Below are 25,852 nucleotides of genomic sequence, written 5' to 3'. Positions count from 1 at the left end.
TTTTTTATGGCAACAAAGGTTAAGTGGTCAAGTTTGTTACCGCACATCGTAGCCGAGGAATGCCTCGCGGACCCGATTCCAGAAAGGGAAGGGACGATAACGAGCGAAGCTGACCTTCCGGCTGGATACGCTGCAGCGGATCGAGCGAATATCGCTGTGCATAATGCTGATATGATCGATGGCAAGCTGGAGACGCTGCACTTTTTTGGAGATGATATCGCAATGATGATGCTGCGGCAGCAGCACCGAAGAGCCAAGCGTGCGGTAAACACGATTGTTAATCGATGCGATTTCCGCGATTTGCAGCGATTCAATGGACGGATGGACGATGGCGCCGCCCAAGCTTTTGTTATATGCGGTGCTTCCCGATGGGGTAGAGATAACGATTCCGTCACCGCGGAACATTTCGAACATCTCGTCATTAATGTTGATTTGCGCAACGAGCGTTCCGTCGACGCCTTTGAGCGTAAATTCATTTAAAGACAAGTAATGACGGGATTCTGTCGGCGTCTCAAGCTCAATCTCAGCGAGCGGGTATCTCACTATTCTTGGCGTTTCCTCGGCCATCATAGCGACTAGCTCCTCGAGCTCGTCTGCCTGCCAATCGGCATAGAAGCCTAGATGGCCGGTATGAACGCCAACAAAAGCAACATTTGTAATTTGATCGACATATTTATGAAAGGCCTGCAGCAGCGTTCCGTCTCCCCCGATGGATATGACGATTTCTGGTGCTTCATCATTTCGAGTGAAGCCGCGTTCTGCAGCTAAGGTATGAAATTTCTCCGCTAACGATTTGGATAAAGCATCGCCTCGATCAATAACCGCATACTTCAAAGGTAAATCTCCTTCCGATCTCCATAGTACTTAAGATGATAAAGGAAAATGCCTATAAATTCAATGAGTCGCGGCGTTTTCGTAAAGGATTGTGGCAAATTAGGGGCCCATCCAGCCCCACAGCAAGTATACAAGCGCCATCGCAATAAAACCATGAAGCAGCCTGGCAAGCAGCAAAGGGCGATAACGCAAATCCGTTCTGCTCAGCAAGCTGGCGATTTGAGCATGGACCGATATGCCGCCCCATGACAGTACCCATGCAGCAATCGCGGCTTGGTGCATGAGACCTGTGCCTGCTGTTCCGGCAGCGCGGGCCCCCAGCGTCACCTCGAACAAGCCATAAATGCCTGCATCCGCCAGCGGCTTCGGCAGACCGATTGCATGAAATAAATAACGGAGCGCTTCAGCCATTGCTTCCACGATTCCGACATTCGTCAGCATCTCCATTACGACGGAGAAAAAGACGACTAGGCCGCCAACAACAATCATAAGCCGAAGCGCCGATTGGACGGAGTCCTGAAGCAGCCGGCCGAGTCCGCGTCCGTCAAGCAAGCGAGCCTCATGCATCGCTTTTAGTGCCTCCGCTATTCGCGAAGGCTGGCGTTTTCTGACTCCTCCAACGATTTCGATGTTTTTCTCTGCTGAGGACGGCGGGGCATGACGGTCATGGTAGCGCATAAGGAGACCGATAATCAATCCTCCGCCATAGTGAGCTGCGGCAAGAACAGGCGCTAACGCTACATTTTGGAAGAAGCCGATCGATACCGCCCCGATTAGGAATATAGGATCAGATGTTGTAGTAAAAGCGACCAGCCGCTCGCCTTCCGCCCGATTGACGAGCCTTTGCTCCCATAGCTGTGCAGTTAGTCTTGCCCCTACCGGGTAGCCGGAAATATAGCCCATTGTTACTACAAAGCCGCCTATACCGGGTAGCCGAAATAAAGGTCTCATTAGCGGATCAAGCAGTTTACCGAAGAAGTGCACGATGCCGATTCCGAGCAGCAGTTCTGAGATAACGAAGAAAGGAAACAATGCCGGGAAGAGCACCTGCCACCAAATGGAGAGTCCGCGCAAGGAGGAATGCAGCGTTTCCGTAGGAAAGACGGTCATTAAAAGCACGATAAGAAGTGCGCCAAAGGCGGTAATGGATAACGGATGGACGAATGAGCGCAGCAATAAGGCCGCCTCCTTCTATAATTGAAATGGCATATATGAAGAAACTGTATAATGTTGTACAAACCCCTCCTACACGTATATGCCTTAATGGGGACATCCATCACTGGACCAAAATTAAAAATAATTAGGAAACCTAAAGAAAACGCTTCCAAAAAGCTGGATTCCTTATTTTTTTATGGTACAATAGAATTACCTTTGAATGGTTGGAGTGATGGGTATGAGTATAATCGCTGGCATCTTGGTGTGTGCTTTCGTCTATGTCATTCGAGAATCTCTTACAGCACCTGGGGAAGAAGACTATGAGGGTTAATAGGTAGCAAGTTCTATAAGACGAGGTCCGCATGGATGCGATGCGGGCTTTTTTTTGTTCCCTACAAATTATTTTTTTATGATATAATACTAATTACCTACAAATTGGAGATGGTTTTGACGATGAATAGGAATATAAGCCTTTATGAAGCGTTAGGCGGGGCAGGGACTTTAAGACTAATTGTTGAATCCTTCTATCCAAAGGTACAAGCACATCCATTACTTGGGCCATTGTTCCCACAAGACATTGATCCCGTTATAGAGAAGCAATATTTATTTTTGACCCAGTTCTTGGGTGGTCCATCGCTGTACTCCGACGAGTATGGGCATCCGATGATGCGAGCTAGACACTTGCCCTTCCCGATTACGCCTGAGCGCGCAAACGCATGGCTTGACTGCATGCGCAGAGCACTGCAAGAGGTGGGAATCGATGAAGAGCTTCAAATAATCGTTATTGAGAGACTATCCGCACCAGCACATCACTTTGTGAACACATCTGAAGAGGAGACGTGATCGTTTATGGAACCACTATACCAATCAAAAATCGTATGCATTTGCTGTGAATTTACGTTTATGACATCGCGAGTCAGACCGAGCTTCAAAAGAGCGATTAAGACGGATACTGATTTTTGCGGATATTATAAACCTGAGGTGAATCCTGATTTTTACGTCGTTAGGGTTTGTCCGAATTGCGGCTTTGCTTCGACTGAGAATGGTGTGAGTCAGTTAAACGATCAACAAATAAAGCAGTATCAAGAAAAAATAGGCAGACGCTGGCAACAGCAGGAGTATGGCGGGGAGCGCGGTCCAAATAAGGCGATGGCCAGCTACAAGCTAGCGCTTCTATCCGCGCAAGCAATAGGCGAGAAGGACCGTGTCATTGCAGGGATCTTGCATCATATTGCTTGGCTTTACCGCTATGAAGCGAATCAAAACGATGAAAAAAGGTTTCTTCGGTTTGCCCTGCAGGCTTACATACGGGTTTATGAGGCAGAGGGCGTTGAGCTTAACAATGCAAAGCTGATGTATTTGATCGGGGAATTGAATCGGCGAATTGGGGAATTGAACGATGCTGTGCGTTGGTTCTCTCGTGTAGTGAATGACAAGAAAATCGTCGATGCCGCAATGATTCGCGCTAGCCGCGAGCAATGGCAGTTTATCCGCGAGGAATTGGAAGCCGGACGCAATAATGCACCCGGCGACACATCTCTAAGCGATAGCATGGCTCTTTCTGAGCAAACGATCTCTAGTTCGGCTTAGCGGTTTTTTTGGCGCAGGACGCGGTCCGTCAGCAAGTAATCCCGATCTGCGTCAACAAGGGTCACTTTATTGCGGCAGCATGGGAAGACGAGCAACCGTTTCATGCCGTCTTGAATGTCCTGAAGCTCTGCTGGCTTTACGGGGAGCAGCACATTTTCCGCGTGGCAGAAGGGACAGCTTGAGACATAGAGATCACCCATAAGAATGTCATAAGGCCATGCTTTTTCGAACGGAATCATGATTTCGGATCGCTATCAGGTGCTTCGGGCGTATCGCTCTTAGCGAGCTCCGCCAGCTTCTGCAGCAGAATGTGACGCGGCATATGCATCAAATGCTCGATCGGCACGCCAAGCTGCTCAGAAAGCTTGATCGCTGTATCGGCCGAAATTTGCAACGGTTTAGACATGGTGTAATTCCTCCAATCTGGATATAATTAAGTTATACACCGCCGAGAAGGTTTGCGCAAATAAAAACGCGGCCGCTTCTTGGCTTTTTTTATGGAGGAAAGGGTGAAAGCAAATGATTAAGGGATATCCGCAAAATTGGGATTTAGACATTTTATATGTGGGAGGCTCAAGCTCGGCTGCTTTCTTGCAGGAGCTAAAGGGAATCGAAGAGGATATTGTGAAGCTGGATGCTGCGCTTTTGGCGGATGCGGAAACGGCTGTTTCAGACATCGCGGCGATGACGAAGCTGCTGCAAAGCGTTCTAATCCGGCTCCGTCAGTCGGAGTCATTCGTTTCCTGTTTGCTCGCTCAAAATATTCGAGACTCAGCAGCTAGCGCACGAAACGATAATGTGAAAACGCTATCCGCGAAGTTTCTAGGCGTGCTGACTCGCTTCGATAACAAACTGCGCGGGCTTGATGACGTCGAATGGTCCGCGATGCTTGCGAATGAGCAGCTAGCCGAGGTCGCTTTCAACCTGAACGAACGCCGTGAGCTGGCGAAGAAGAAGATGGCTCCGGAGCTTGAGGCATTAGTCGAGGATTTGGCTGTAGACGGCTATCATGGCTGGGGCGACTACTATAATGTCATTGTGTCGCGAGCGAAATTTACCGATATCGGCAAGGACGGCGAGAAGCGTATTTTATCCGCTGGTCAAATGCATAACCGTCTATCCGACGGAGACCGCAACGTTCGCCAAGCGGCATTCGCAGAATGGGAGCGCGAGTGGTCGGAGCAGGCTGACTTATGCGCCGAGACGCTAAATCGGATTTCCGGCTTTCGCTTGAAGCTGTATGAGAAGCGCGGCTGGGAATCCGTGCTGCAGGATCCTTTGCAAATAAATCGGATGAGCGAGGCAACGCTGCAAGCGATGTGGGCTGCGATTCAAGAGGGCAAGCAGGTGCTTGTTGCCTATCTACAGCGCAAAGCAAAGCTGCTCGGCGTCGACAAGCTTGACTGGCATGATGTAGAGGCGCCGATCGGCTCCGCTGCGAAGACGATTACATACGACGAGGCGGCTGCTTTTATCGTAGAGCAATTCCGTACGTTTAGCCCAGAGCTGGCTGATTTCTCGGAGCTTGCGTTCCGCGAGGGCTGGATCGAGGCGGAGGATCGCCCCGGCAAGCGCCCTGGCGGCTTCTGCACGTCGTTTCCGAAGAGCGGCCAAACCCGTATTTTCATGACTTTTTCGGGCACTGCCTCCAACGTCTCTACGCTGGCGCATGAGCTTGGTCATGCTTATCACCAGCATGTAATGAATGACTTGCCTGCCTTGTCGCAGGAGTATGCGATGAATGTCGCGGAGACTGCATCTACGTTTGCAGAGCTAATCGTATCCGACCGTGCGTTTCATGCGGCGGTTGAACCCGATGAGAAGCTTGGGCTGCTTGAGGACAAAATTCAGCGGTCAGTCGCTTTTTTTATGAATATTCATGCTCGTTTCTTATTCGAAACAAGGTTCTATGCGCGCCGCAAGGAAGGCCTGGTGAGTGTAGAGGAGCTTAACACGTTGATGGAAGAAGCTCAGCGAGAAGCTTATTGCGATTTGCTCGGCGAGGTTCATCCTCATTTTTGGGCATCCAAGCTGCATTTCTACTTCACGGACGTCCCTTTCTATAACTTCCCTTATACATTCGGTTATTTGTTCAGTGCGGGCATCTATGCAAAAGCATTGAAGGAAGGCCCCGAGTTCAAAAATCAATATGTTGCCTTGCTGCGAGACACCGGGCGAATGAGCGTCGAGCGGCTTGCTCAGGAGCATCTTGGCGTAAATGTGGCGGAAATCGATTTTTGGCGCGATGCCGTTGCTTTGACTTCGGATGATGTGGAGCAGTTCATCGCAATGACTAACGAATAAGCAGGATAAGAAGAGCTGTCTGAACCGTAGATCAAACTTCGGTTAGGCAGCTTTTATTTTGAAAAATCGATTTTGTACAAAGTTATATTCGCGGAGTAAGGCTACTATTTATTGTGCGTAATACGTTAATATGATATATTATTTTTCGAATAGTGGTACTATATCATCTAAATATGACTCATATACAGATCGGAGGAGAGTACGATTCAGTTATCATCACGGCAATTGGAGCTTCTTGAGCTCGTGAAGAGGCATGCACCGATTACCGGTGAACAGCTAGCGGAATATCTAGGTGTCAGCAGACCGACGCTGCGCTCGGATTTATCGCTCCTCGTCATGCTTGGTTTGCTTGATGCGAAGCCAAAGGTCGGTTATTTTCTCGGCAATACCTATCGTTCAAGCAGCGAGCCTTTACAGAAATTCAACAGTATGAAAGTAAGAGAGGTACAAGGGGTTCCTGTCAATGTGCCTGATTCTTTGTCTGTGCATGATGCTGTCATTACGTTGTTCACCGAGAATGCAGATACCCTGCTAGTCGTGAATGAACAGAAGCGGTTTGTTGGAATCGTAACGCCTAAGGATTTGCTCAAAATAACGCTTGGCAACGCTGGAGCTGCATCCATTCCCGTCAGCATGGTAATGACCCGCTATCCGAATATTGTAACGCTAATGCCCGATGAATCCGTTATGGAGGCGATACGCAAAATGTCGCTCCATCAGGTGGATTGTCTGCCAGTCATTGTTCCTCGCGAGGAGCAAGCGGCAGATCCGGAAGTAACCGGCTGGGTATCGAAGTCGAACATTATACGTCTGATGGCGGATATCGGGATGGATGGGGAATTGGGGGAGCCAGATTTATGAAACAGCAAATCATTTATGTATGCTCCGATGCTGTCGGCGAAACGGCGGAAGCGGTTGCTAAGGCAACCTTGCGTCAATTTGCATCGGAGCATGTAAAAATTAAGCGCTACGGGCATATCAAGTCCGAGGATGAGATATTGCGCATCATTGCCGAAGCGCTCGGCACAGGAGGTTTCATCAGCTACACGCTCGTACAGCCGGAGCTTCGAGAGCTTATGAAGGAAGAGGCACTTAAAGTCGGCGTTCGAGCAGTGGATGTGATGGGGCCGATGATGCAGGCTTATGTGGATACGTTCGGCAGCTTTCCGAAGCGGGAGCCGGGGCTGCTGCATTCCATTGACGATGCCTATCATCGCCGAATGGATGCCATTGAGTTTGCGGTCAAATACGATGATGGCAAGGACGCGAGAGGCATTGTGCAGGCGCAGGTTGTTCTAATTGGCGTATCGCGGACGTCGAAGACGCCGCTCAGCATATTTTTGTCACATAAAGGCATTAAGACAGCCAACCTGCCGCTTATGCCGGAGGTTAATCCACCCGAGGAACTAAAGCCTGCTCCTGGACGGCTGATCATTGGACTTACGATGCAGGCTGAGCATCTGCTTGGAATTCGTTCTGAACGGCTGAAGACGCTGGGGCTTCCTGCATCAGCACAATATGCGACGAGAGAGCGAATTCAAGAAGAGCTTCAATATGCGGAAGAAGTCATGAAATCATTAAATTGTCCCGTTATCGATGTCACAAATCGCGCAATTGAGGAAACAGCCGGAATAATAACTGAATGGCTTAACAAATAAATGGCAATACCGATAGAGACAAGGGGGAATCTTAATGGACAGAACGTTTGTAATGGTGAAACCGGATGGATATGCTCGAGGTTTGGTTGGTCGTGTTGTCAGTCGATTCGAAGAAAAGGGCTTTACACTTGTAGATGCGAAAGTCATGAAATTATCAAGAGAGCATGCCGAGCATCATTATGAGCATTTGCGCTCAAAGGTATTTTTTGACGAGTTGGTCGATTTCATTGTTTCGGGACCTATATTCGCTATGATCTGGGAAGGCAAGGACGCTGTCAAAAACGCGCGAGCGATAATTGGCGCAACGAATCCGTCAGATGCGCTTATGGGGACGATTCGTGGAGATTTTGCAATCGATGTAGCAAGCAATATTATCCACGGGTCGGACTCGCCCGAGAGCGCTGAGCGGGAAATTAAACTATTTTTCGAATAGTCTAAGGGAGATGACCGGTTATGAAATTTTTCTTGGATACAGCAAACGTAGATGAAATTAGACGGATTGCCAAGCTTGGACTCGTTGATGGTGTTACGACTAACCCTTCGCTTATTGCGAAGGAGGGACGCGATTTTAAACAAGTCATCCAAGAAATTTGCAGCATCGTACCCGGTCCTGTCAGCGCTGAGGTTATTGGCACGAGTGCCGATGATATGCTCAAGGAAGCTTTTGAAATTGCAGAATGGGCTCCAAACGTCGTCATAAAGCTGCCCTTGACGGAGGATGGGCTGTACGCGGCGCATGCACTTTCGGAGAAAGGCATTCAAACGAACGTAACGCTTGTGTTCTCCGCAGCGCAGGGGCTGATGGCGGCAAAAGCTGGCGCAGCCTTTATTAGTCCCTTCGTTGGACGATTGGACGATATCGGCGTAGAAGGCTTGAAGCTGGTTCGTGATCTGAATGCCATTATTCGCAACTATGGATATTCAACCGAAATCATTGTCGCAAGCATCCGCCATATTGGGCATCTAGAGCAAGCCGCTATCGCTGGGGCGCATATTGCGACCATTCCAGGCTCGCTTCTGCCATCGCTTTGGAAGCACCCGCTTACCGATATCGGTATTGAAAAGTTTTTAAGCGACTGGGGCAAGCAGAAGTAAATTGTTAGGTTGACGGATGGAATCGGAATATGGTAAATTTTATACAAAGTTAATGATCTAACACGGAAGCACCGTAAAAGGCCGCAGCTATCTGCGCCTTCTATGGTGCTTTTTTTGTGTTTTCTTGACGGAAAAGGGGGGAAGATGTTGAGCAAATATCAGCTGGCAGTTGCAGTAAGGGAACAAGAATACTTGAAGCGCTTGGCTGATTATATCCGCGACAGCAAGCTCGGCGAGCAATGGCAGATTACCGGGTTCACAAGTGCGGATGCATGCAGGCGCTATATGAAGCAGGGCTACAAAATTGACTTGTTGGCCGCACAGCCCGAGCTGATTGCCGAGCTGGAGTCAGAACTGCCGAACATACCTGTTGCCGCGCTCGTATTGAAGCTGAGAGAGAGCAACGGCGAGAATGAGCTGCATCAATATCAGCCGCTGCCGCTGCTATTGCAGCGCTTAGTCGAGATACATGCCCGCACCGCCGTTCTTCCTGTCCATACGGGAGGAACCACTGAAGCTGCTGCAGGTGCGAGAGTTATTTCGGTTTACTCGGCGGCAGGCGGCACAGGGAAGACCGCTTTGGCTCTTCACTTGGCACATGCTGCAAGTACGCACCGCTGCCGAACATTTTATCTGAACCTTGAGAGGTGGAATACATCGGTAAATTGGCTTGGATCACGGCGTAATGGCAATGGGATTAATGAAGTGGACGTGCAAAACGAAGGCTTATCGGAGTTCTTGTATGGTCTTAAAGCTCAGCCGGATCAAGCAGTGAATTGGCTTATGGAGCATCGGAAGCGTGACTCGCTGCTGCAGGCAGATTATTTGGCGGCTTGTACGAATATGGAGGATCGTATGACGCTTAGTGAGGATGATGCTTTAGGCTTAGTAGACGTTATCGTCCGAAGCGGGCAATACGATCTTATCGTTATCGATTTGGAGAGCGGTTTGGATGAGCTGCATGCCGTCGTTTTCGAAAGGTCGAATCAGGTGCTTTGGGTGTTGAATGACGAAGCATCGGTGCGGAATAAACATGCAATGGCCCTTCGTTATGGGGAACAGAGGTGGGGCAATAGATTCAACCGAATGTCCTCTAAATTCCTTACCGTAAAAAATCATGCAGCACAGGCTGAGATTCACTCAAGCAGAACAATAAATGGTTTGGCCCATGCTCATGCCCAGCTTCCAGAAATTCCGCAGTGGAGAGGTGCTGGCAGTGTGGCGCTGCTCTCATCTCCGCTATACCGGGCAGCGGTAGATAAGCTATTCATGCAGCTTAGCCCGGAAGGAGTAGAGGGCTGATGCTGAGCGAAGAGACTGTGCTTGCGCTGCGCGACAAAGTGCGGGCGAAAATCGATTTCAGCGGAGCGCTGTCTGACGACAGTCTGATGAGAATAGCGGAAGAAATCGTATTCGAGTGGTGCGAGCGTCATCCGCTTACAGCATCGGGAAAGGTGCAGCTGGTACGCAGACTTTTCCATTCGTTCAGAGGGCTTGATATTTTGCAGCCCCTGATGGAGGACCCATCGATCAGCGAAATCATGATCAACCATCATGCTGAAATTTTTGTTGAACGCAGGGGGCAAATGACGCTGCTGCCAGTTTCTTTCGAGAGTCGAGAGCGGCTGGAGGACTTAATTCAGACGGTCGTCGCCAGCGTGAATCGTGTCGTTAATGAGTCTTCTCCCATCGTTGACGCTCGTTTGAAGGATGGTTCAAGGGTGCATGTCGTGCTTCCCCCAGTTGCGCTGAAGGGGCCATGCATGACAATTCGAAAGTTTCCTGAGCAGCCGCTTACGATGGAACAGCTCGTTTCACTAGGGTCCATATCCGCTGAGGCTGCATCATTTTTAAAAGTGATGATTGCGGCGCAATACAACATCTTCATAAGCGGAGGTACGGGAACAGGCAAGACAACCTTTCTAAATGCATTGTCTCAGTTTATCGGAGCAGACGAGCGAATCGTGACCATCGAAGACTCCGCGGAGCTTCAAATTCGTACCGTTCCGAATTTAGTCTCGATGGAGACACGGAATGCTAATACAGAGGGTAAAGGTGAAATAACGATTCGTGATCTCATTCGCGCTTCGCTCAGGATGCGTCCTAACCGAATCATTGTTGGCGAGGTGCGCGGCGGAGAAGCGCTTGATATGCTGCAAGCCCTCAATACTGGCCATTCCGGAAGCATGTCTACTGGCCATAGCAATGGAGCAAAAGATATGATGGCGCGCCTTGAGACGATGGCGCTTAGCGCTGCGGAATTGCCTGTGCAGGTTATCCGCCAGCAAATTGCATCTGCAATCGATATTGTCATTCATATCTCGAGGTTCCGGGATCGATCGCGCAGAGTAACGGAAATTTGCGAGGTTGCAGGCATGGAGGGAGGCGAAGTATTGCTTAATCCGCTTTTCCTCTTCGAGGAGGAGGGAGAGCGTAACGGACAGGTGGCAGGCAAGCTTAAAAGAACGGCGAATCCGCTCGTGCAAATGGACAAGCTGATGATGGCCGGGAAGAGCATTAATGGAGGAATGGCGATATGAGCATCACTAGAGGAGCGAGTGCATTTAATAACCCGCAGCCAGCGCGCGGTGGGGCGATACGTGTTGGCAGTCAACCACACGCCCCGCAGCGTTTGCAAGGCAGGCGATTGCAGCGAGCGCTTGAATGGTGCGGCTGGGAGAGCAGCGCTGCGATGGCGCATATAAGGGCAGGCAGATCATTAACCAACTATGGGCATTACCACTTAACTCGCAAGCAGTTTATTGTCGCTGCGACAGCTGGAGCACTTCTGATTTATGTAGCATCATATTTATTTTATCATTCGATTTTCCTTTCACTTGCGCTAGCTGGCCTCGGGATTATCGCTCCTAGGTATAGGCGCAGAACGCTTCTGCAGCAGCGCAAAGAGCGGTTGAAGCTGCAGTTTAAGGAGGCGTTGTTCTCCCTTACCTCCTCGCTTGCCGCGGGGCGCTCGCTCGAAAATGCATTTTTATCCACGCTTGATGACTTGAAGCTGCTTTATCCAGATCCGCGAACTGAGCTTTTGATTGAGTTCCAAATTGTTCGCTTTCGATTGGAGAACGCTGAGCCGCTTGAGTATGCGCTTCGCAACTTTGCGGATCGTGCGAGTATCGACGAAATCACGCAGTTCGTTGATGCTTTGGCAGCTTGCAAGCGCTCGGGCGGGGATCTGCTGGAGGTGATGAAACGAACCTCCGTTATTATCGGTGAGAAGCTGGAAACTGAGCAGGAGATTGCCATCTTGATCGCGCAGAAAAGATTCGAGGGGCGGATTATGATGGCGGTGCCCTTTGTTTTTCTAGCTTTTCTTGGCCTCGCCGCTCCCGATTATATGGCTCCCCTATATGGTGGAATTGGTTATTTATTACTGACGGCAGCGCTGCTGCTTTTGCTTATGTGCTTCTGGGTGATGGCTAAAATAATGAACATTCAGATATAGATGGAAAGGGGGGAGGAGAATGGCTGCAGCGATTGCCGCTGTTCTTTTAACCGCGAATTGGCTTTACTTGGCTGGAGGAGCGGCGCTGCATTCGATTTGGCTTCGTCTAACGAGCAGGAAGCGGAATGAGAACCAGGCAGCGCAGCAACTTAAGCAGCTTTGCTTGATCCATCCCTTTATGCGCTTGCTTGAGCGGCTCCACTTGTACGATTCCCTGCAGCTGCCAATAAGCAGCTATCATATGAAGCTGCTCGTGCTGATGGAAAGCGATTGGACGATTGAGCGAACGAAGGCAGAAGCGGCAGCTGCTTTCGGGATGGGATATGCAGCCTTAACGGCCTGTGCATGGCTCAGCCTGCTCGGTCAAGAGCCTATGCTGCTAGCGATGGGTGCCGTATTCGGCATTGTGCTGACGTTGCGCCCATTCGTAGAAGCAGGCAGGCGCGTAGAGCGGCGCAAGCAGCAGTTGATCACCGAGCTTCCGGAAATGCTGAGCAAGCTGATGCTGCTGGTAGGAGCTGGGGAAACCGTGCAGCAAGCATTATCGAGATGTCTGGAAGGGAAGGATTCCAGGCAGCATCCGCTTTATAAAGAGTGGGGAGATGCGGTGATTTCGCTTCGCAATGGCCAAACCTTCAGCGCGGCGATCGAGAGATTTAATAGGCGCTGCGCCGTTCAGGAGGTATCGATTTTTACGACTGTGCTGCTGCTGAATTATCGCCGAGGCGGGGAGCACTTTGTACTTGCTCTGCGTGAGCTTTCCTATACGCTGTGGGAGAAACGCAAAGCTATCGCCAGATCGCGCGGAGAGGAAGCGTCGTCCAAGCTGGTGTTTCCCCTCGTAGGCATATTGCTTGTGCTTATGGTTTTGGTAGCTGCGCCAGCAGTTCTGCTCATGTCTTAATCAAACCAAAAACAGAGAGGAAGATAAAAAATGAAAAAACTAGGTCAAGCAATGAGGTCGTTCTGGTCGGAGGAAGAAGGTCTTGGAACATTGGAAATTATTTTGATTATTGCGGTCGTCATCATTATTGCGCTGCTGTTTAAGGATTGGATTATTGAGCTGATTGAAAGGCTAATGGGCAAAGCGGATGACGAGGCAGACAAAATTTTTAGTTAGCAGGTGATGCTTGTGAACGGAATAAGGATGAAGGCGCGGCTGCTGCAATGGCTGAGAAGGGAGCAGGGCACTTTTACGTTGGAGTCGACCATCGTTTTTCCACTGCTGCTTGGGCTTATCTTGCTATTTATCCTGTTCGGCATGTACATGTATCAGAAGGTCGTTCTGTATTATGCTGCTTCGGCATCCGCGGAACGTGCCGCATTTGGTTGGGACAACAGCTTTCGCGAGGCAAGGAGCGGCATGCTTGCGGAGCCTAAGTATGACGGCTTGTATTGGCGGATTGGCGAGGATGAGATGCTAGGCAGCTTGTTCGGACTTGGCGGAGAGAAGCAGGCCGCAGCAGTCGCGATTCCTTTTGCTGGGGCAAGCGAGGCTGGAGAGGCTGCATTGCCACTGCGAAAAATGGAGCGATCCGTAAGGTGGATCGGACAAGCAGGTCTTACATACGAAGGCCAAATTAGCTATTCGGGCGGCGTTCTAAAGAGAGAGATAGAGGTAAAGCTGAAGTCGCCTTTGTCTAATCGATCTATTGAGAAAAGCTGGCTGCGGCGAGAGCCAATGTCGGTATCGACTGCTGCCGTTGTTGATCCGGTCGAGTTTATACGAAGCGTTGACCTCGTCCGCTATTATACTACGAAGTTTGCCAATCGGACAGGCGGAGCAGGCCAGGCAAGGTCTCAAGCAGGTCAAGCGCTTACTCCCTACAAAGACGCTGTAGAGTTGAGGAAGCCTTGATTTGAGGTTGAGCCTTACATAGGAAGAGAGGGGCAGAGCAGCTGTGATCGTGAAGAAGGACAGGGGATACAATCGAGAAGTTGGCAAAAGCAGACTGCTGTTTCGAGAGGACGGTGCAGTGACGATATTTTCGGTTATCGTATTATCTGCACTGCTGCTATTTTTCTCTTTGCTCATTGATTATGCCCGGATTGCGGCCTTTCATAAGCTTACCGAAGATGCTGTCCGCTCGAGCGTACGTTCCGTGCTCTCTGCCTACGATGCTGTTCTTTATGAGAAATATGGACTGTTCGGACGCGGTGGAACGGAGGGGAAAACGCTCTTCGCACAGGTGATGGCAGCTAATGCAGAAGGAGCTGTTGATTCGAATAAACAAGGCATGAAGCTGGTCCGTTTGAAGGTAGAATCCTCTGGGCTGCATGCAGCCTCGTTTCTAGGAAGTCATGATGTGTTTGGCAGGCAGGTTCTGGAGGAGATGAAGTACAAAGCGCCTATTGATTTTACACTGGAGCTTGCCGCGAGGTTTGTGCCGATGGCAGGGGCGATGAAGGAGGCTTCCGTTGCAGTCAATCTGCTTGAGAAAATGCGCAGGCTATACGAGAAGCGAGAAGCTCACCTAGCCAGAGTGCTGATGCTGCAAGAGCAATCCGCTGGAACGGTAGGAGAAAGCGGAATTGCTGCGATGATTCCCGCTCAGACGGGAGGAGTAGCGTTTTCTGGTGAATCCGCACTTCGTATCGCTAGTGAATATGAAGACTATGCGAAGAAGGTCATACATGATCAATCGCTGCCAGCTGGAGAGAAAGCAAAGTATACGAGTGAAATTGAGGAATATGAGAATAAAGTCAGAGCGTTCGCGCTTGAGCTTCGCCGAGTGAGCGGAGGGATGCTGAAGCAGCATGTAAAGCTTCAAGGCGATGCTATTAAGGAGCTGGAAGCTGCACGATTACTGAATGAGGATATGCAAAGGCTCGTTCAACAAGCGAATCAGCAGCCAAATCTAGCTGATTATGATGCGGTGTCAAGGCGCAGTGTAGCAGGCTCGGAGCAGCACCTTGTTCCGGATAGCGCCGCTTCTGATATTATACAGGTGAAGGAAGCTGCAAATGAGCTGGTAAATCCTGGAAATTGGTTTAACGACTACCGGCAGGAGCTAGAGACGCAAGGAACAGCAGCAGCAGCCATCGATATGGAAGCGGGAGGTTTTCAATCCAGCAGCTTGGCTTCCTTGGCGAAGCCGATTAAACGTTATGCCTCAGATACTTTGCTGGAAAGTGCAGCTAGCCTGCGACTTGCATATGGTGCCTATGAAGAGAAATATATTCGTCCCGCTGGTGTTCTTATAAGTCGCAAGCAGTCGCTTGAGCAAGGCAACATTAAGGCGCAGCTTAAGCAGCAGGAGGAGCAAGCAGGTTCGCTGTGGAAGCGGGCGCGCAGCATGCTTCACGGCTTGACAGCTGTCCCTCAGACGGAAGAGCATATGCAAATTTTTGAGCAGGTTAAGGCGCGCTATAACGAAAACTTAATGTTTAATCAGCAGTCAGACCATACAGCGGCGGCTGCAGGGGAAGGGCAAGCAACCGATGCACATGAGGCTGCGGAACAATCAACAGCCTTGATGTACGGTCTATTTTCGGGTATGTCCGGGATGCTGGAGAGGGCGAGAGATTCCGTTTATTATGGCGAGTACGTGATTAATCGCTTTTCCCATTTTGCCCCGCAGTATTTGCGAAACATGATAACAGATGGAAACATATCAGAGCTGTCGCAAGCTGTTTCTTTTAATAATCAGGAGTCGGAGTATATCATCTATGGCTTTCACAATCCAATCGGAAATATAGCAGCCGCATATGGAGAGCTGTTTGCGACTCGTCTTGCTATAAGGACGATGGAGGGTTTGATTGAGAGCAGATCGCTGGGCCATCCGCTGCTTATTTTGTCGGCTGCGCTTATTTACGGCTTGGAGAAGACGATTGAGGATATGCTTGCCTTCACGGAACGAGGATCGGCGCCTTTGTCTAAATATGTAAAAGTAGAGCTGTCGTACACCGACTATTTACGATTATTCATTCTTATGCATGGAGCAGAGGACGGGGCAAGCTTTGCCCGCATGATTGCGGTCATCGAGCAGAATAGCGGAACGACGCTTTCGGCCGTTCCGAGCGGAGTGACGGGAGAGGCTGAAGTCTCCATGCAGCTATGGTTTGTACCTGGCTTAATGCAAGTGCTGGGCAAGTTTGGACTTTTGGAAGGAAGGGTTGTCGGCAATCGCTATGAAACGACACAAACGATTGGCTGGTCCTATTAAATGCCGATGCCGCAGAAATGAGCAAGGCTCTATCGTATTAGAAGCTGCGTTAGTAATGCCCATGGTTATGATTGTACTGCTTGTGTTTGTCATGCTTATTCGTCTATGCGCCGTTCAGATGGCATTGCATTCGGCGGCATCCCAGACGGCAAGGCAAATGGCAGCAAATATACATCCTGTAAATCTGGCATGGCAGCAGGCAGCAGCAGCTCAGATCACAGTATCTGCACAGACTCGATTCCCTTTGTCCCCGTGGAGCGAGATTGCTGCAGAAGCGTCGGAGTGGCTTCCCTCGCCGACTGGGGAAATGGTATCGTCCGTGCTGCGTGGCGATTTCAGGCCGCTTCAAAATATGGCCGCAACGGAAGTAGGACGAGCTGTCATTGAGCCGTTATTAAGAGAGTTTGCGGATGCTGCCATTATCGATCCGAAGCGGCTAAGGCTGGGCTGGCTGACGCTGCCTGATCTGGGGAAGAAGGATGAGCCCTATTTAGCTATTTCGGTGGAATATGATTTCCCCTTAAAGCTCCCTTTCTACGGGAAGCCAATCGTACTTAAGGAGCAAGCCTCCGAGCGTGTTTGGATAAGCGATTCTGCTCCTGCACGGTATGGAATGGAAAGCATCGAACAAAATAATATCCCGATACAAATCGTGGCTATTGAACCGACGCCGCTGCGACCGGGAAGGAAGGCGACCGTTACGGTCAAGACGGAGCCGAATGCGGCTATATCGCTTGATGTCACCTACAAAAGCGGCTCAAGCAAAGCGAAGCATCTGGGAGCAGCCGTTGCCGATGCCAATGGTTATGTGACATGGACTTGGCATGTATCAGGAAATACAACGCCTGGCATTTGGGAGCTTACAGCATCAGAAACGAGCAAGCATTCCAATCAAGTATCGATGCATTTTGAAGTGGAAAAAAGCAGCGGAAGAAGTTAAAGAGAAAAAAGCTGAGAGTGGAGTTGGAGTTAGCATGAACCTCATGATGACGGCTGCAGCAGCCTTGTTGTTGATTATTGCTTTCGTGACGGATATAAAAGCGCAAATTATTCCGAACAGGTTAACGGTTAGTTTTTTTGCTGCTGCATTTATCTATCATGCTGCCTTCAGCGGAATAGATGGGTTAGTCAATGCTGCTGCCGGCGCAGCCGCAGGCTTCGTTCCGTTGCTGCTGCTTCACTTGGCGAGAGGGATAGGCGCCGGCGACGTGAAGCTGTTTGGAGCGCTGGGCGCTTGGGTAGGCGTATGGATCGTGCTGCAAATGATGCTTTATGCCATTTTGTACGCGGGGGTGATCGGGGTATGTCTAGTTGTTGTGAATCGAGCTTTCGGCAAGAAGGTAACAGCAGGCGTAACCGCCATCCTCATTCCAGCAGCGAGATGGAAAAGGAATCAATGGCTGCAGTGGGCGAATTCAGGCAAGAAATTCCCTTTTATGCTGGCGGTTGCTCCTGCAGCTATTACGGTATGGTCAATGATCAGCTAAACTAGCATTCTTGAAAGGAGATGAATGTGGCATGCAAAGCTATCGCGTTGATTTTACCATGAATCATGGGCATGAGATGACGCTTGATCGAGAAGGCGGCATCTATAGAAACGAGCTTGATGAAATCGAGATTCAGATGCTGCAGAGCGAGCGGATTCCTTTTCTGCTGCCAGTTGATTGGTTTGAGCTGGATGGAAAGCTAATCTTTCGATATAAGCTGTCGGGTATGAAAATGCTTCTTCACCGTCTGCAGCAGCAAAAGCTTACGATGGAGCAGTACTATTCGCTTATATTAGCCGTTACGGATGCGCTTTTTGAGTGCAAGAATTATATGCTGCGTCCTGAAGGCTGCTTGCTCGACGAGCAATTTATTTTTTTCGGACATCATTTGCATGACATTCGATTAGCATATGTGCCTATGAAGGGTGAGGCTGCCGAGCAAACTGTCGGTGCGGGGGACCTCTTGTCATTGATCGTTCGTTTCACCTCATATATCGATCAAATCGACGGAGAGGGATTAAAGCAAGTTCTGCATCATTTAACGGGTACAAGATGGCCTTTAGCAGAGCTGAGAGCTACGCTTCTGAAGCTGATAGGAGAACTTCCTTCCGTGCACCACAGTGGAGCAGCACAGACGGCACAAAGGCAGCAAGCACAGCATTCCCGGCAAGCACAAGAGTCCCAGCAGGCACAAGAGTCCCAGCAGGCACAGCAATCCCGACAATCCGAGCAGTCTCAATATGCAGAGACCTACTCATGGAAAAGCCAACAACAACAAGCTGAGCAGCCAAGCTATCAAGCCGTGCAGCAGCCACAGCAGCAGTCTTTTTCCAACCATATCGAAACGTACAATGATTGGAATGCTTCCTCTATCGATATGCTGAAAGATTTGGATGATATACAGGATGAGACAGCATCAAATACAAAGAAAAAGTGGCTTCTATCAGCGGGTCTTATCATTGTGACAGCATGCGTTTGGCGGTTTGTTTATTTTGCTGCTGATACGAGGCAAAGCCTGCTGATAAGCTTGGGTATTACCTTGCTGCTCCTAGCTGGAATGATGCTAGTTTGGCGGAGAAAGCATGCCGCATCATTGGATGATGAATTTGAGATAGATCAGTATGAGCTAGATCAGTACGAACCAGACTCCAGAATGTTCCCGGGGCTAGTGAATATCTACGATGAGCCCAATAAGAGCACGGCAGTCTCGAAGGAATCACCGGAGGATCATTATGATGAGAGCGCGCCTCGTTCTAAAGCTCCGCTGCATGTGGTCGCTGCGAATGATATGTTTCCTATTGTCGAACCAACGGCGCTACTTGGGAAGGATCAGCAGAAAGAGACTTATAGAGAGCTGTCTGAATGGCTTCAAAGAAGCTGGGAGGGTCAAGAAACGAGACTGGAATTAGTAGAGGAATGTTTTAAAATAGGACGGATGGGCGAGCAAGTAAGCTATGCGGATCTTGCTAACGGTGTATCGCGCCTTCACTTGGAGATTGAACGTTTGGAGGGGGAGTTTAAAGCAAAGGATCTGGGGTCTAGGAATGGCAGCCTGCTAAATGGACAAGCGATGATTCCTTACAAAAGCTATAAGCTTTCATTAGGAGACGTTATCCAATTAGCAGGTTTAAAAGGCCCTTCCTACGAGCTTAAATCGGGATGATGGTACCCTCCCGGTCTTAACGATGACGACCTACTAATTCATTCATGGCGGCATCCACAGATGGATATTTGAAGGTAAACCCGTGCTCAAGCGCTATACGAGGCAGCGCTCGCTGCCCGTCTAGGAGCAGCGTGGACATTTCACCGAACAATATTCGCATTAGAGCGGCCGGCACTGGAAACCAATGCGGCCTTCCCATTGCCTTTCCAATTGCTCGGCCAAAAGCATCATTGGTTACCGGTTCTGGCGAGGAGCCGTTAACAGGTCCAATTATTTCCTCATTGTCCAAAATGAACAAAATAAGCTGGATCATATCCTCGAGATGAATCCAAGAAAGCCACTGCTTTCCGCTGCCGATTTTGCCGCCTCCGAACATGCGATAGGGCATGGCCATAAAAGGGAAAGCGCCCTCCTTCTTGTCCAATACGACGCCAACTCGGAGCTTGACCAGCCGCTTGGCAGGAATAGCGTCTGCGGCCAGCTCCCATTTCTGCACGACCTCCGATAAGAAATCAGTCACCTTTGTCGAACTAGATTCATCGAAGATACCGTCTGCCGAGATGCCGTATGCAGAAATGCCGGAGGCATTCACGACCAGCGGAGGTTGATGCTTAAGCGATTGCATAAGTTTAGCGATGCGGGCTGCTGCTGTCATTCTTGATTGCATGACACGCTGCTTAGCGGACGATGTCCAGCGCTGATTAATCGATTCACCGGTTAGATTTACGATTGCGTCGATGCCTTCAAGCAATGCGGGGGCAGCTTCCAGCTCGCTCCAGGTTAATCGGGTAATGCCAGAGGGCTCAGATCGCCCATTCGAGCTCTGTCGAGAAATAATATAAACCTCATCATTTCTCTCCAGTAAAGCTTTGGTTAATGCACGTCCGATAAAGCCCGTACCACCAGCAATCGCAACCCGCATCCCTGTTCGCTCCTTCATTTACATTTACCTTATTACTTGATTTCCTCGATTTTTACGAGCCAATTTTGTTTGAGGGTCGCTTCGCCTTCAATTGCTTTTTCTTTATATTCGAATTTTACTTTTGCATGATCAGGCAAAGCATCAAGCGTACTCTTTTGCTCTTCCGTTATTTGCATGGGAATGGTCCCTGTCGCCGTTTCGATTTCTATGGAATGAGAGTCGCTTAGTCCGCTGTACGTTCCTTCACTAACTTTGACTGGATCTGCCGGCTCCTCAATCCCGCCGTTGCTCGCTGGATCCTCGGTCTGCTCAGGTGCGGCTACATCAGGCTCAAGCACCCCGCTTTCTTCTGGCAATTCGCTGACTACCGGTCCTTCCTCTATCGTTCCTTGTTGTTCGTTTCCTTTATTTTCATTATTTGCATTCGTACCGCTACATGCTGATGTGGCAAGTATAACAGCTAGAAGAACTGCTCCTGCTGCTCCTGCTTTTTTGCTTCTTCTTCGCTTCGATGAGTTCATCATTAGAACCACCTCCTGTATGTATTAACGAAATTAACGCTAGATAGGTTACATTGATATATAACCGAATATGAGGACTATGAAGCAGGTGGCTGTAATGCCCCTGCTTGCTTCAGCTGAATGTAATAAATGAGCTTAAACCGCACGAGGCGGCTCAAACTCATTTATTAAGTAAATGCTTATAGGGTCCGTAGTCGATGCCTTGACGATCAAGGAATGTAACTAGGCTGCGGTAATCACGTTTTGGAGTTGCTCGTATGTAGCCTTCGATGCAGTGTTCGCGCGTAACGGTAGATGCGCCGTGTTCAATCGCCACCTGACCAATTTTGGCTGCGATGGAATGTTTAGCTATATCGCGAAAAGCGCTTGGCACTGGGGATACAAGCTCATCCAGCAGCTCCTTGGAATCATCGTTCCACATGCTGCGGCTGCGATCTACCCAGTAGTTTTGCCAATCGAGCTTAGACTTGCCGTCTCGCATCGGAAGCACCTTGAGAAATTTTCGAAACATGAAAAATCCGCCAATCGACATAGCCGCAACCATGACGATCGCCCAAAAAACGATAAAATACATAAACCAATCGGGCGCAACTTTCATACGTGTCTTTCACCTCAATAATGAATTATACCGTATTCCTAGATTTATTTCGACATTCCTTGTAAAATAAGGTTTGATCAACCGAAAGGGGCGAAAGATTCATGTTGAAAATAGGTTCCCATGTATCATTTTCGGACAAGGGGCTGCTGACTGCAGCACAAGAAGCATTATCATATGGCTCAGGTACGTTTATGATCTACACCGGCGCACCGCAGAATACAAGACGCAAGCCGGTCGACACGTTATATATTGAAGAAGGCAAGGCGCTGATGGAGCAATCCGGCATCAATGAAATTGTCGTACATGCGCCATATATCGTTAATTTAGGCTCATACAAGGATTCTACTTATGAGCTCGCGGTTTCTTTCCTACAGGAAGAAATTCGTCGTACAGACTATATCGGTGTTCGTAATATTGTCCTTCATCCAGGTGCTTATACGGATAAGGATGCAGAATATGGCATTGCCCGTATCGCTGAGGGCTTAAATGAAGTACTTGCCGGCACCAAGGAAACGAATGTAAACATCGCGCTTGAGACGATGGCGGGCAAAGGCACCGAAATTGGCCGCAGCTTTGAGGAGATTGCAGCGATTATCGACAAGGTTCAGGATAATCATCGTTTGACCGTATGTATGGACACCTGCCATATGCATGACGCCGGTTATGATCTCGTTAATGATCTGGACGGCGTGCTGGAGCAGTTTGATCGTATAGTCGGTCTTGACCGTGTAGCAGTCGTTCACGTGAACGACAGCAAAAATTCGCGCGGCGCTGGCAAGGACAGGCATGCTCCTGTCGGTGCAGGCTGGCTTGGACATGAAGCAATCCATAGGATCGTTCATCATGAAGGGCTTAAAGGCCGTCCTTTCATTCTGGAGACGCCTTGGATCGGCAAGGAAGACAAAACGGAGCGGCCGATGTATGAAGCGGAAATCGCCTTGTTAAACGGCAATGGCAGAAACCGTTTTGGTGAAAATTTCTTCGAGGACGTAGAGCGCTTGCATCATTTCTTCGGAAAGCAAGAAATTGATCCTAGAGCTTTTGTACTGTCTACATGGGATTTGCTGAAAAATGATGCTAAAGCGAAAAAAGCAGATCCGCGCGAGCCAATGGAGCGTCTATATGACCTGGTGCTCGCAGGCCAGCCGCTATCTGCCGAATTGTCGGAGGAACAGATTAATCAGCGGATTACCGCTTGGTTTGGCGGCAAGGAGCTGCTCGCTAAGGTTTAATATCATATATTCAATCATTCAATTTATATCGTTGTGAAAGGAAGTTTAAGTCCATGTCATCCCAATCCACCCCGTCCGATATCTCCAATGAATTCGGCGGAAAAAGCGGCCGTGCCCGCATGCTGATTTCTTGTCCGGATCGTCCGGGCATCGTTGCGGCCGTATCGCATTTCCTGTATGAGCACGGAGCGAACATCGTGCAATCGGATCAATATACGATGGATCCGGAAGGCGGTATGTTTTTCATCCGCTTCGAATTCGATTTGCTTGATCTAGATAAGGAACTTCCGGTTCTGGTAGAGGATTTCGCAAGAGTAGCGGATCGCTTCGATATGAAATGGCATACTTTCCGTGCCAGCCGCAAGAAGCGTCTTGCTGTATTTGTATCCAAGGAGGATCATTGCCTGCTTGAGCTGCTATGGCAGTGGAAGGCAGGAGATTTAGATGCCGATATCTCGATGGTTATCAGCAATCATCCAGATATGAGGGAGCTTGTCGAGTCCTTCGGCATTGCTTACTACCATATTCCGGTTACGGCTGCTACGAAGGCTGAGGCGGAACGCAAGCAGATGGAGGTTGTTGCGGATAAGGCGGATATCGTCGTATTGGCGCGCTACATGCAAATTATTTCGCCTAAGTTTATCGAGCAGTTTCCGAATCGCATCATTAATATTCACCACTCGTTCCTTCCGGCATTCGTGGGCGGAAAGCCCTATGCACAGGCGTATACGCGCGGCGTGAAAATCATTGGCGCAACAGCGCATTACGTGACGGAGGAGCTAGACGGCGGTCCAATTATCGAGCAGGACGTTCAGCGCGTCAGCCACCGCGACAATGTGGATGATTTGAAACGTATTGGACGGACGATTGAGCGGGTTGTGCTCGCTCGCGCAGTAAAATGGCATATTGAAGATCGCGTAATCGTGCATAATAACAAAACGGTTGTATTCAACTAACTGTATAATTATGAAGGTATTCTTTTATTAATGATGGAAAACAAGCATGCAGAAGTGATACAATATTCAAAGTTATTGCGTACTGGTATGACGCTGCAATCGTTATTGAGAAACCATATAACGAGACGAAATTAGACAAGATAAGATTATAGGAGGCAATTGGAATGACTGTGACACAAAAATCAATCGAACAGCTTTCAATCGATACGATTCGTACACTTGCGATCGATTCCATCGAGAAAGCGAAATCAGGCCACCCTGGTATGCCAATGGGCGCCGCTCCAATGGGCTATCAGCTGTTTGCAAAAAATATGAAGCACAACCCTTCGAACCCTACTTGGATTAACCGCGACCGCTTTGTATTGTCAGCGGGTCATGGTTCGATGCTGCTTTACAGCCTCCTTCACCTTTCCGGCTATGATTTGCCGCTTGAAGAGCTGAAAAACTTCCGTCAATGGGGTTCCCTGACACCAGGTCACCCTGAATTCGGCCACACAGCCGGCGTTGATGCAACGACTGGGCCGCTTGGACAAGGTATTGCAATGGCAGTTGGTATGGCGATTGCGGAAGCACAGCTTGGCGCTACTTACAACAAAGAAGGCCACGATCTAATCAACCACTTCACGTACTCCATTTGCGGCGACGGCGACTTGATGGAGGGCGTATCCCACGAGGCTGCTTCCTTCGCAGGCCACTTGCAGCTTGGCAAATTGGTTGTTCTATATGATTCCAACGATATCTCGCTTGATGGCGAGCTGAGCCTTTCGTATTCCGAGAGCGTTCAAAAGCGCTTTGAAGGCTATGGCTGGCAAGTGCTTCGCGTAGAAGACGGCAACGACCTTGCTGCTCTTTCCAAAGCAGTAGCTGAGGCGCAAGCAGATCTGTCCAAACCGACTTTGATCGAAGTAAAAACGGTTATCGGCTACGGCAGCCCTAACAAAGGCGGCAAAGGCGGACATGCAGGTCCACACGGATCACCGCTTGGCGCTGATGAAACTAAATTGACGAAGCAAGCTTACGGTTGGTCGGAAGATCACCAGTTCCACGTGCCTGACGAGGTTCGCGCTCATTTCGCAGATGTGAAAAGCAGCGGCGAGCAAGCGAATGCAAAGTGGGATGCAAGCTTTGCAGCTTATAAAGCAGCTTTCCCTGAGCTAGCTGCTCAGTTCGAGCTTGCAATCTCCGGCGCATTGCCAGAAGGCTGGGATGCTGACCTTCCTGCATACACAACGGCAGACAACGCGGTATCAACTCGCGTAGCTTCAGGCAACGCGCTTAACGGTCTTGCGAAAAACGTACCTGCGATTTTCGGCGGATCCGCTGACCTTGAGAGCTCGACAATGACTCACCTAAAAGGTTTGACTCAGTTTAAACCAGGCAGCTACGATGGCCGGAATCTTTACTATGGCGTTCGTGAATTCGGCATGGCTGCTGCAATGAACGGTATTGCACTGCACAGCGGCTTGAAAGTATTCGGCGGTACATTCTTCGTATTTACGGATTACCTTCGTCCTGCTGTTCGTCTTGCTGCACTGATGAAGCTTCCTGTCGTTTATGTATTGACGCATGACAGCATCGCAGTTGGCGAAGACGGTCCTACGCATGAGCCAATCGAGCAGCTTGCTTCGATCCGCATCATCCCTGACCTTACGGTTATTCGTCCGGCTGATGCTAACGAAACCTCGGCAGCATGGGCATATGCCGTTGAGAATACTGGCAACCCGGTAGCACTTGTGCTTACTCGACAAAATCTGCCTATCCTTGAAGGTACAGTGAGCGATGTTCACGCCAACCTTCGCCGCGGAGCTTACGTTGTATCCGATGCAGCAAACGGCAAGCCGCAGGCGCAAATTCTAGCAACTGGCTCTGAGGTGCAGCTAGCTGTTGCTGCTCAAAAAGCATTGGCAGAAGAGGGCATTCAAGTACGTGTCGTCAGCATGCCGAGCTGGGATTTGTTCGAGAAGCAGTCGAAGGAGTACAAAAACTCCGTTATTCTTCCTGAGGTTAAAGCCCGCCTTGCCATCGAAATGGCTCATCCATTCGGCTGGGAGCGTTACACAGGAGACCAAGGCGATATTCTTGCAATCGACCGTTTCGGCGCATCCGCACCTGGCGATCGCGTAATCAAAGAATATGGCTTTACGGTAGAAAATGTTGTTAGCAAAGTAAAAGCATTGCTGTAATAGCGATTCAAGCTTTAGCATCCGATAG

At 49.5% G+C, this 25,852-nt stretch carries 27 protein-coding genes; 20 read left to right on the top strand and 7 right to left on the bottom strand.

Annotated features, from left to right (window positions below; translation table 11 throughout):
* Positions 1-36 precede the first annotated feature (36 nt).
* Positions 37-834 (bottom strand): NAD kinase, encoded by a 798-nt coding sequence (locus AC1TPC_RS13415; RefSeq protein ID WP_482067341.1) that lies wholly within the window; start codon positions 832-834, stop codon positions 37-39.
* A gap of 99 nt (positions 835-933) precedes the next feature.
* Positions 934-1,944, bottom strand: coding sequence for a sporulation integral membrane protein YlbJ (gene ylbJ / locus AC1TPC_RS13410; protein WP_482067404.1), 1,011 nt, complete (start codon positions 1,942-1,944; stop codon positions 934-936).
* A 498-nt stretch (positions 1,945-2,442) separates the two neighbouring features.
* On the opposite strand from ylbJ, the gene AC1TPC_RS13405 reads away from it, so the two are divergent.
* Both AC1TPC_RS13405 and AC1TPC_RS13400 read left to right on the top strand, forming a co-directional pair.
* A complete protein-coding gene (locus AC1TPC_RS13405; RefSeq protein WP_482067340.1) occupies positions 2,443-2,832 on the top strand; it encodes a globin domain-containing protein in 390 nt (129 codons plus the stop codon).
* 6 nt (positions 2,833-2,838) lie between these two features.
* Positions 2,839-3,579, top strand: coding sequence for a DUF2225 domain-containing protein (locus AC1TPC_RS13400; RefSeq protein ID WP_482067339.1), 741 nt, complete (start codon positions 2,839-2,841; stop codon positions 3,577-3,579).
* Here AC1TPC_RS13400 and AC1TPC_RS13395 read toward each other — a convergent pair.
* Positions 3,576-3,818 carry a hypothetical protein gene (locus AC1TPC_RS13395; protein ID WP_482067338.1) on the bottom strand — a complete coding sequence of 81 codons (243 nt, stop codon included), beginning with the start codon at positions 3,816-3,818 and terminating at the stop codon, positions 3,576-3,578. The two genes, AC1TPC_RS13400 and AC1TPC_RS13395, sit on opposite strands and share 4 nt — an antisense overlap.
* Complete coding sequence (locus AC1TPC_RS13390; protein WP_482067337.1) at positions 3,815-3,985, bottom strand: YycC family protein; 171 nt, start codon at positions 3,983-3,985, stop codon at positions 3,815-3,817. The genes AC1TPC_RS13395 and AC1TPC_RS13390 overlap by 4 nt, the downstream gene beginning before the upstream one ends.
* 113 nt (positions 3,986-4,098) lie before the next feature.
* On the opposite strand from AC1TPC_RS13390, the gene AC1TPC_RS13385 reads away from it, so the two are divergent.
* From AC1TPC_RS13385 to AC1TPC_RS13315, 15 genes are all read left to right on the top strand, one after another.
* Positions 4,099-5,883 (top strand): M3 family oligoendopeptidase, encoded by a 1,785-nt coding sequence (locus tag AC1TPC_RS13385; protein WP_482067336.1) that lies wholly within the window; start codon positions 4,099-4,101, stop codon positions 5,881-5,883.
* A gap of 225 nt (positions 5,884-6,108) precedes the next feature.
* The gene (locus tag AC1TPC_RS13380) at positions 6,109-6,744 is read left to right on the top strand and encodes a CBS domain-containing protein (protein ID WP_482067335.1); all 636 of its coding nucleotides are present in this window, start codon (positions 6,109-6,111) and stop codon (positions 6,742-6,744) included.
* Positions 6,741-7,541, top strand: a complete 801-nt coding sequence (locus AC1TPC_RS13375) for a pyruvate, water dikinase regulatory protein (protein WP_482067334.1) — start codon at positions 6,741-6,743, stop codon at positions 7,539-7,541. Before AC1TPC_RS13380 ends, AC1TPC_RS13375 begins: the two co-directional genes overlap by 4 nt.
* A 34-nt stretch (positions 7,542-7,575) precedes the next feature.
* The gene (gene ndk / locus AC1TPC_RS13370) at positions 7,576-7,974 is read left to right on the top strand and encodes a nucleoside-diphosphate kinase (protein ID WP_482067333.1); all 399 of its coding nucleotides are present in this window, start codon (positions 7,576-7,578) and stop codon (positions 7,972-7,974) included.
* 20 nt (positions 7,975-7,994) lie between these two features.
* Complete coding sequence (gene fsa / locus AC1TPC_RS13365; RefSeq protein ID WP_482067332.1) at positions 7,995-8,636, top strand: fructose-6-phosphate aldolase; 642 nt, start codon at positions 7,995-7,997, stop codon at positions 8,634-8,636.
* A 144-nt stretch (positions 8,637-8,780) separates the two neighbouring features.
* A complete protein-coding gene (locus tag AC1TPC_RS13360; protein ID WP_482067331.1) occupies positions 8,781-9,938 on the top strand; it encodes a P-loop NTPase family protein in 1,158 nt (385 codons plus the stop codon).
* A gap of 2 nt (positions 9,939-9,940) precedes the next feature.
* Positions 9,941-11,176 (top strand): TadA family conjugal transfer-associated ATPase, encoded by a 1,236-nt coding sequence (locus AC1TPC_RS13355; RefSeq protein ID WP_482067403.1) that lies wholly within the window; start codon positions 9,941-9,943, stop codon positions 11,174-11,176.
* Positions 11,173-12,096, top strand: coding sequence for a type II secretion system F family protein (locus AC1TPC_RS13350; RefSeq protein ID WP_482067330.1), 924 nt, complete (start codon positions 11,173-11,175; stop codon positions 12,094-12,096). The genes AC1TPC_RS13355 and AC1TPC_RS13350 overlap by 4 nt, the downstream gene beginning before the upstream one ends.
* 19 nt (positions 12,097-12,115) lie before the next feature.
* Positions 12,116-13,000 carry a type II secretion system F family protein gene (locus AC1TPC_RS13345; RefSeq protein WP_482067329.1) on the top strand — a complete coding sequence of 295 codons (885 nt, stop codon included), beginning with the start codon at positions 12,116-12,118 and terminating at the stop codon, positions 12,998-13,000.
* Between the two features lie 30 nt (positions 13,001-13,030).
* Entirely contained in the window at positions 13,031-13,216 is a 186-nt protein-coding gene (locus AC1TPC_RS13340; RefSeq protein WP_482067328.1) for a Flp1 family type IVb pilin, read from the top strand.
* Between the two features lie 12 nt (positions 13,217-13,228).
* A complete protein-coding gene (locus tag AC1TPC_RS13335; protein WP_482067327.1) occupies positions 13,229-13,954 on the top strand; it encodes a TadE/TadG family type IV pilus assembly protein in 726 nt (241 codons plus the stop codon).
* Positions 13,955-13,997: 43 nt separating this feature from the next.
* The gene (locus tag AC1TPC_RS13330) at positions 13,998-16,262 is read left to right on the top strand and encodes a hypothetical protein (RefSeq protein WP_482067326.1); all 2,265 of its coding nucleotides are present in this window, start codon (positions 13,998-14,000) and stop codon (positions 16,260-16,262) included.
* On the top strand, positions 16,213-17,202 hold the full coding sequence (locus AC1TPC_RS13325) for a TadE/TadG family type IV pilus assembly protein (RefSeq protein WP_482067325.1): 990 nt from the start codon (positions 16,213-16,215) through the stop codon (positions 17,200-17,202). The genes AC1TPC_RS13330 and AC1TPC_RS13325 overlap by 50 nt, the downstream gene beginning before the upstream one ends.
* A 34-nt stretch (positions 17,203-17,236) precedes the next feature.
* Entirely contained in the window at positions 17,237-17,749 is a 513-nt protein-coding gene (locus AC1TPC_RS13320; RefSeq protein ID WP_482067324.1) for an A24 family peptidase, read from the top strand.
* 31 nt (positions 17,750-17,780) lie between these two features.
* A complete protein-coding gene (locus tag AC1TPC_RS13315) occupies positions 17,781-19,412 on the top strand; it encodes a DUF6382 domain-containing protein (RefSeq protein WP_482067323.1) in 1,632 nt (543 codons plus the stop codon).
* 16 nt (positions 19,413-19,428) lie between these two features.
* Here AC1TPC_RS13315 and AC1TPC_RS13310 read toward each other — a convergent pair whose 3' ends face one another.
* The 3 genes from AC1TPC_RS13310 to AC1TPC_RS13300 all read right to left on the bottom strand — a co-directional run bounded on the left by AC1TPC_RS13310 (position 19,429) and on the right by AC1TPC_RS13300 (position 21,453).
* Positions 19,429-20,334, bottom strand: a complete 906-nt coding sequence (locus AC1TPC_RS13310; protein WP_482067322.1) for a TIGR01777 family oxidoreductase — start codon at positions 20,332-20,334, stop codon at positions 19,429-19,431.
* Between the two features lie 32 nt (positions 20,335-20,366).
* A complete protein-coding gene (locus tag AC1TPC_RS13305) occupies positions 20,367-20,858 on the bottom strand; it encodes a hypothetical protein (protein WP_482067321.1) in 492 nt (163 codons plus the stop codon).
* Positions 20,859-21,015: 157 nt separating this feature from the next.
* A complete protein-coding gene (locus AC1TPC_RS13300) occupies positions 21,016-21,453 on the bottom strand; it encodes a DUF2621 domain-containing protein (RefSeq protein WP_482067320.1) in 438 nt (145 codons plus the stop codon).
* 101 nt (positions 21,454-21,554) lie between these two features.
* On the opposite strand from AC1TPC_RS13300, the gene AC1TPC_RS13295 reads away from it, so the two are divergent.
* The 3 genes from AC1TPC_RS13295 (at position 21,555) to tkt (ending at position 25,824) form a co-directional block, all read left to right on the top strand.
* Positions 21,555-22,685, top strand: a complete 1,131-nt coding sequence (locus tag AC1TPC_RS13295) for a deoxyribonuclease IV (protein WP_482067319.1) — start codon at positions 21,555-21,557, stop codon at positions 22,683-22,685.
* 53 nt (positions 22,686-22,738) lie between these two features.
* On the top strand, positions 22,739-23,641 hold the full coding sequence (purU, locus tag AC1TPC_RS13290; RefSeq protein WP_482067318.1) for a formyltetrahydrofolate deformylase: 903 nt from the start codon (positions 22,739-22,741) through the stop codon (positions 23,639-23,641).
* Between the two features lie 164 nt (positions 23,642-23,805).
* Positions 23,806-25,824, top strand: coding sequence for a transketolase (gene tkt / locus AC1TPC_RS13285; RefSeq protein WP_482067317.1), 2,019 nt, complete (start codon positions 23,806-23,808; stop codon positions 25,822-25,824).
* The last annotated feature ends 28 nt before the right edge of the window (positions 25,825-25,852 follow it).

The sequence above is a fragment of the Paenibacillus sp. Y280 genome (assembly GCF_056786335.1).
Note: the sequence above shows the minus strand (reverse complement) of the source record. Positions and strands in the feature narration are given on the sequence as shown.

Bases quoted from the DNA above. Each gene is read 5' to 3' on its own strand.
- ylbJ (WP_482067404.1), bottom strand. From the start codon at position 1,944: ATGACCGTCTTTCCTACGGAAACGCTGCATTCCTCCTTGCGCGGACTC.
- tkt (WP_482067317.1), top strand. From the start codon at position 23,806: ATGACTGTGACACAAAAATCAATCGAACAGCTTTCAATCGATACGATT.
- AC1TPC_RS13385 (WP_482067336.1), top strand. From the start codon at position 4,099: ATGATTAAGGGATATCCGCAAAATTGGGATTTAGACATTTTATATGTG.
- AC1TPC_RS13345 (WP_482067329.1), top strand. From the start codon at position 12,116: ATGGCTGCAGCGATTGCCGCTGTTCTTTTAACCGCGAATTGGCTTTAC.
- AC1TPC_RS13305 (WP_482067321.1), bottom strand. From the start codon at position 20,858: ATGATGAACTCATCGAAGCGAAGAAGAAGCAAAAAAGCAGGAGCAGCA.
- AC1TPC_RS13320 (WP_482067324.1), top strand. From the start codon at position 17,237: ATGAACCTCATGATGACGGCTGCAGCAGCCTTGTTGTTGATTATTGCT.
- purU (WP_482067318.1), top strand. From the start codon at position 22,739: ATGTCATCCCAATCCACCCCGTCCGATATCTCCAATGAATTCGGCGGA.
- AC1TPC_RS13315 (WP_482067323.1), top strand. From the start codon at position 17,781: ATGCAAAGCTATCGCGTTGATTTTACCATGAATCATGGGCATGAGATG.
- ndk (WP_482067333.1), top strand. From the start codon at position 7,576: ATGGACAGAACGTTTGTAATGGTGAAACCGGATGGATATGCTCGAGGT.
- AC1TPC_RS13300 (WP_482067320.1), bottom strand. From the start codon at position 21,453: ATGAAAGTTGCGCCCGATTGGTTTATGTATTTTATCGTTTTTTGGGCG.
- AC1TPC_RS13310 (WP_482067322.1), bottom strand. From the start codon at position 20,334: ATGCGGGTTGCGATTGCTGGTGGTACGGGCTTTATCGGACGTGCATTA.
- AC1TPC_RS13395 (WP_482067338.1), bottom strand. From the start codon at position 3,818: ATGATTCCGTTCGAAAAAGCATGGCCTTATGACATTCTTATGGGTGAT.
- AC1TPC_RS13295 (WP_482067319.1), top strand. From the start codon at position 21,555: ATGTTGAAAATAGGTTCCCATGTATCATTTTCGGACAAGGGGCTGCTG.
- AC1TPC_RS13375 (WP_482067334.1), top strand. From the start codon at position 6,741: ATGAAACAGCAAATCATTTATGTATGCTCCGATGCTGTCGGCGAAACG.
- AC1TPC_RS13390 (WP_482067337.1), bottom strand. From the start codon at position 3,985: ATGTCTAAACCGTTGCAAATTTCGGCCGATACAGCGATCAAGCTTTCT.
- AC1TPC_RS13405 (WP_482067340.1), top strand. From the start codon at position 2,443: ATGAATAGGAATATAAGCCTTTATGAAGCGTTAGGCGGGGCAGGGACT.
- fsa (WP_482067332.1), top strand. From the start codon at position 7,995: ATGAAATTTTTCTTGGATACAGCAAACGTAGATGAAATTAGACGGATT.
- AC1TPC_RS13400 (WP_482067339.1), top strand. From the start codon at position 2,839: ATGGAACCACTATACCAATCAAAAATCGTATGCATTTGCTGTGAATTT.
- AC1TPC_RS13340 (WP_482067328.1), top strand. From the start codon at position 13,031: ATGAAAAAACTAGGTCAAGCAATGAGGTCGTTCTGGTCGGAGGAAGAA.
- AC1TPC_RS13360 (WP_482067331.1), top strand. From the start codon at position 8,781: ATGTTGAGCAAATATCAGCTGGCAGTTGCAGTAAGGGAACAAGAATAC.
- AC1TPC_RS13350 (WP_482067330.1), top strand. From the start codon at position 11,173: ATGAGCATCACTAGAGGAGCGAGTGCATTTAATAACCCGCAGCCAGCG.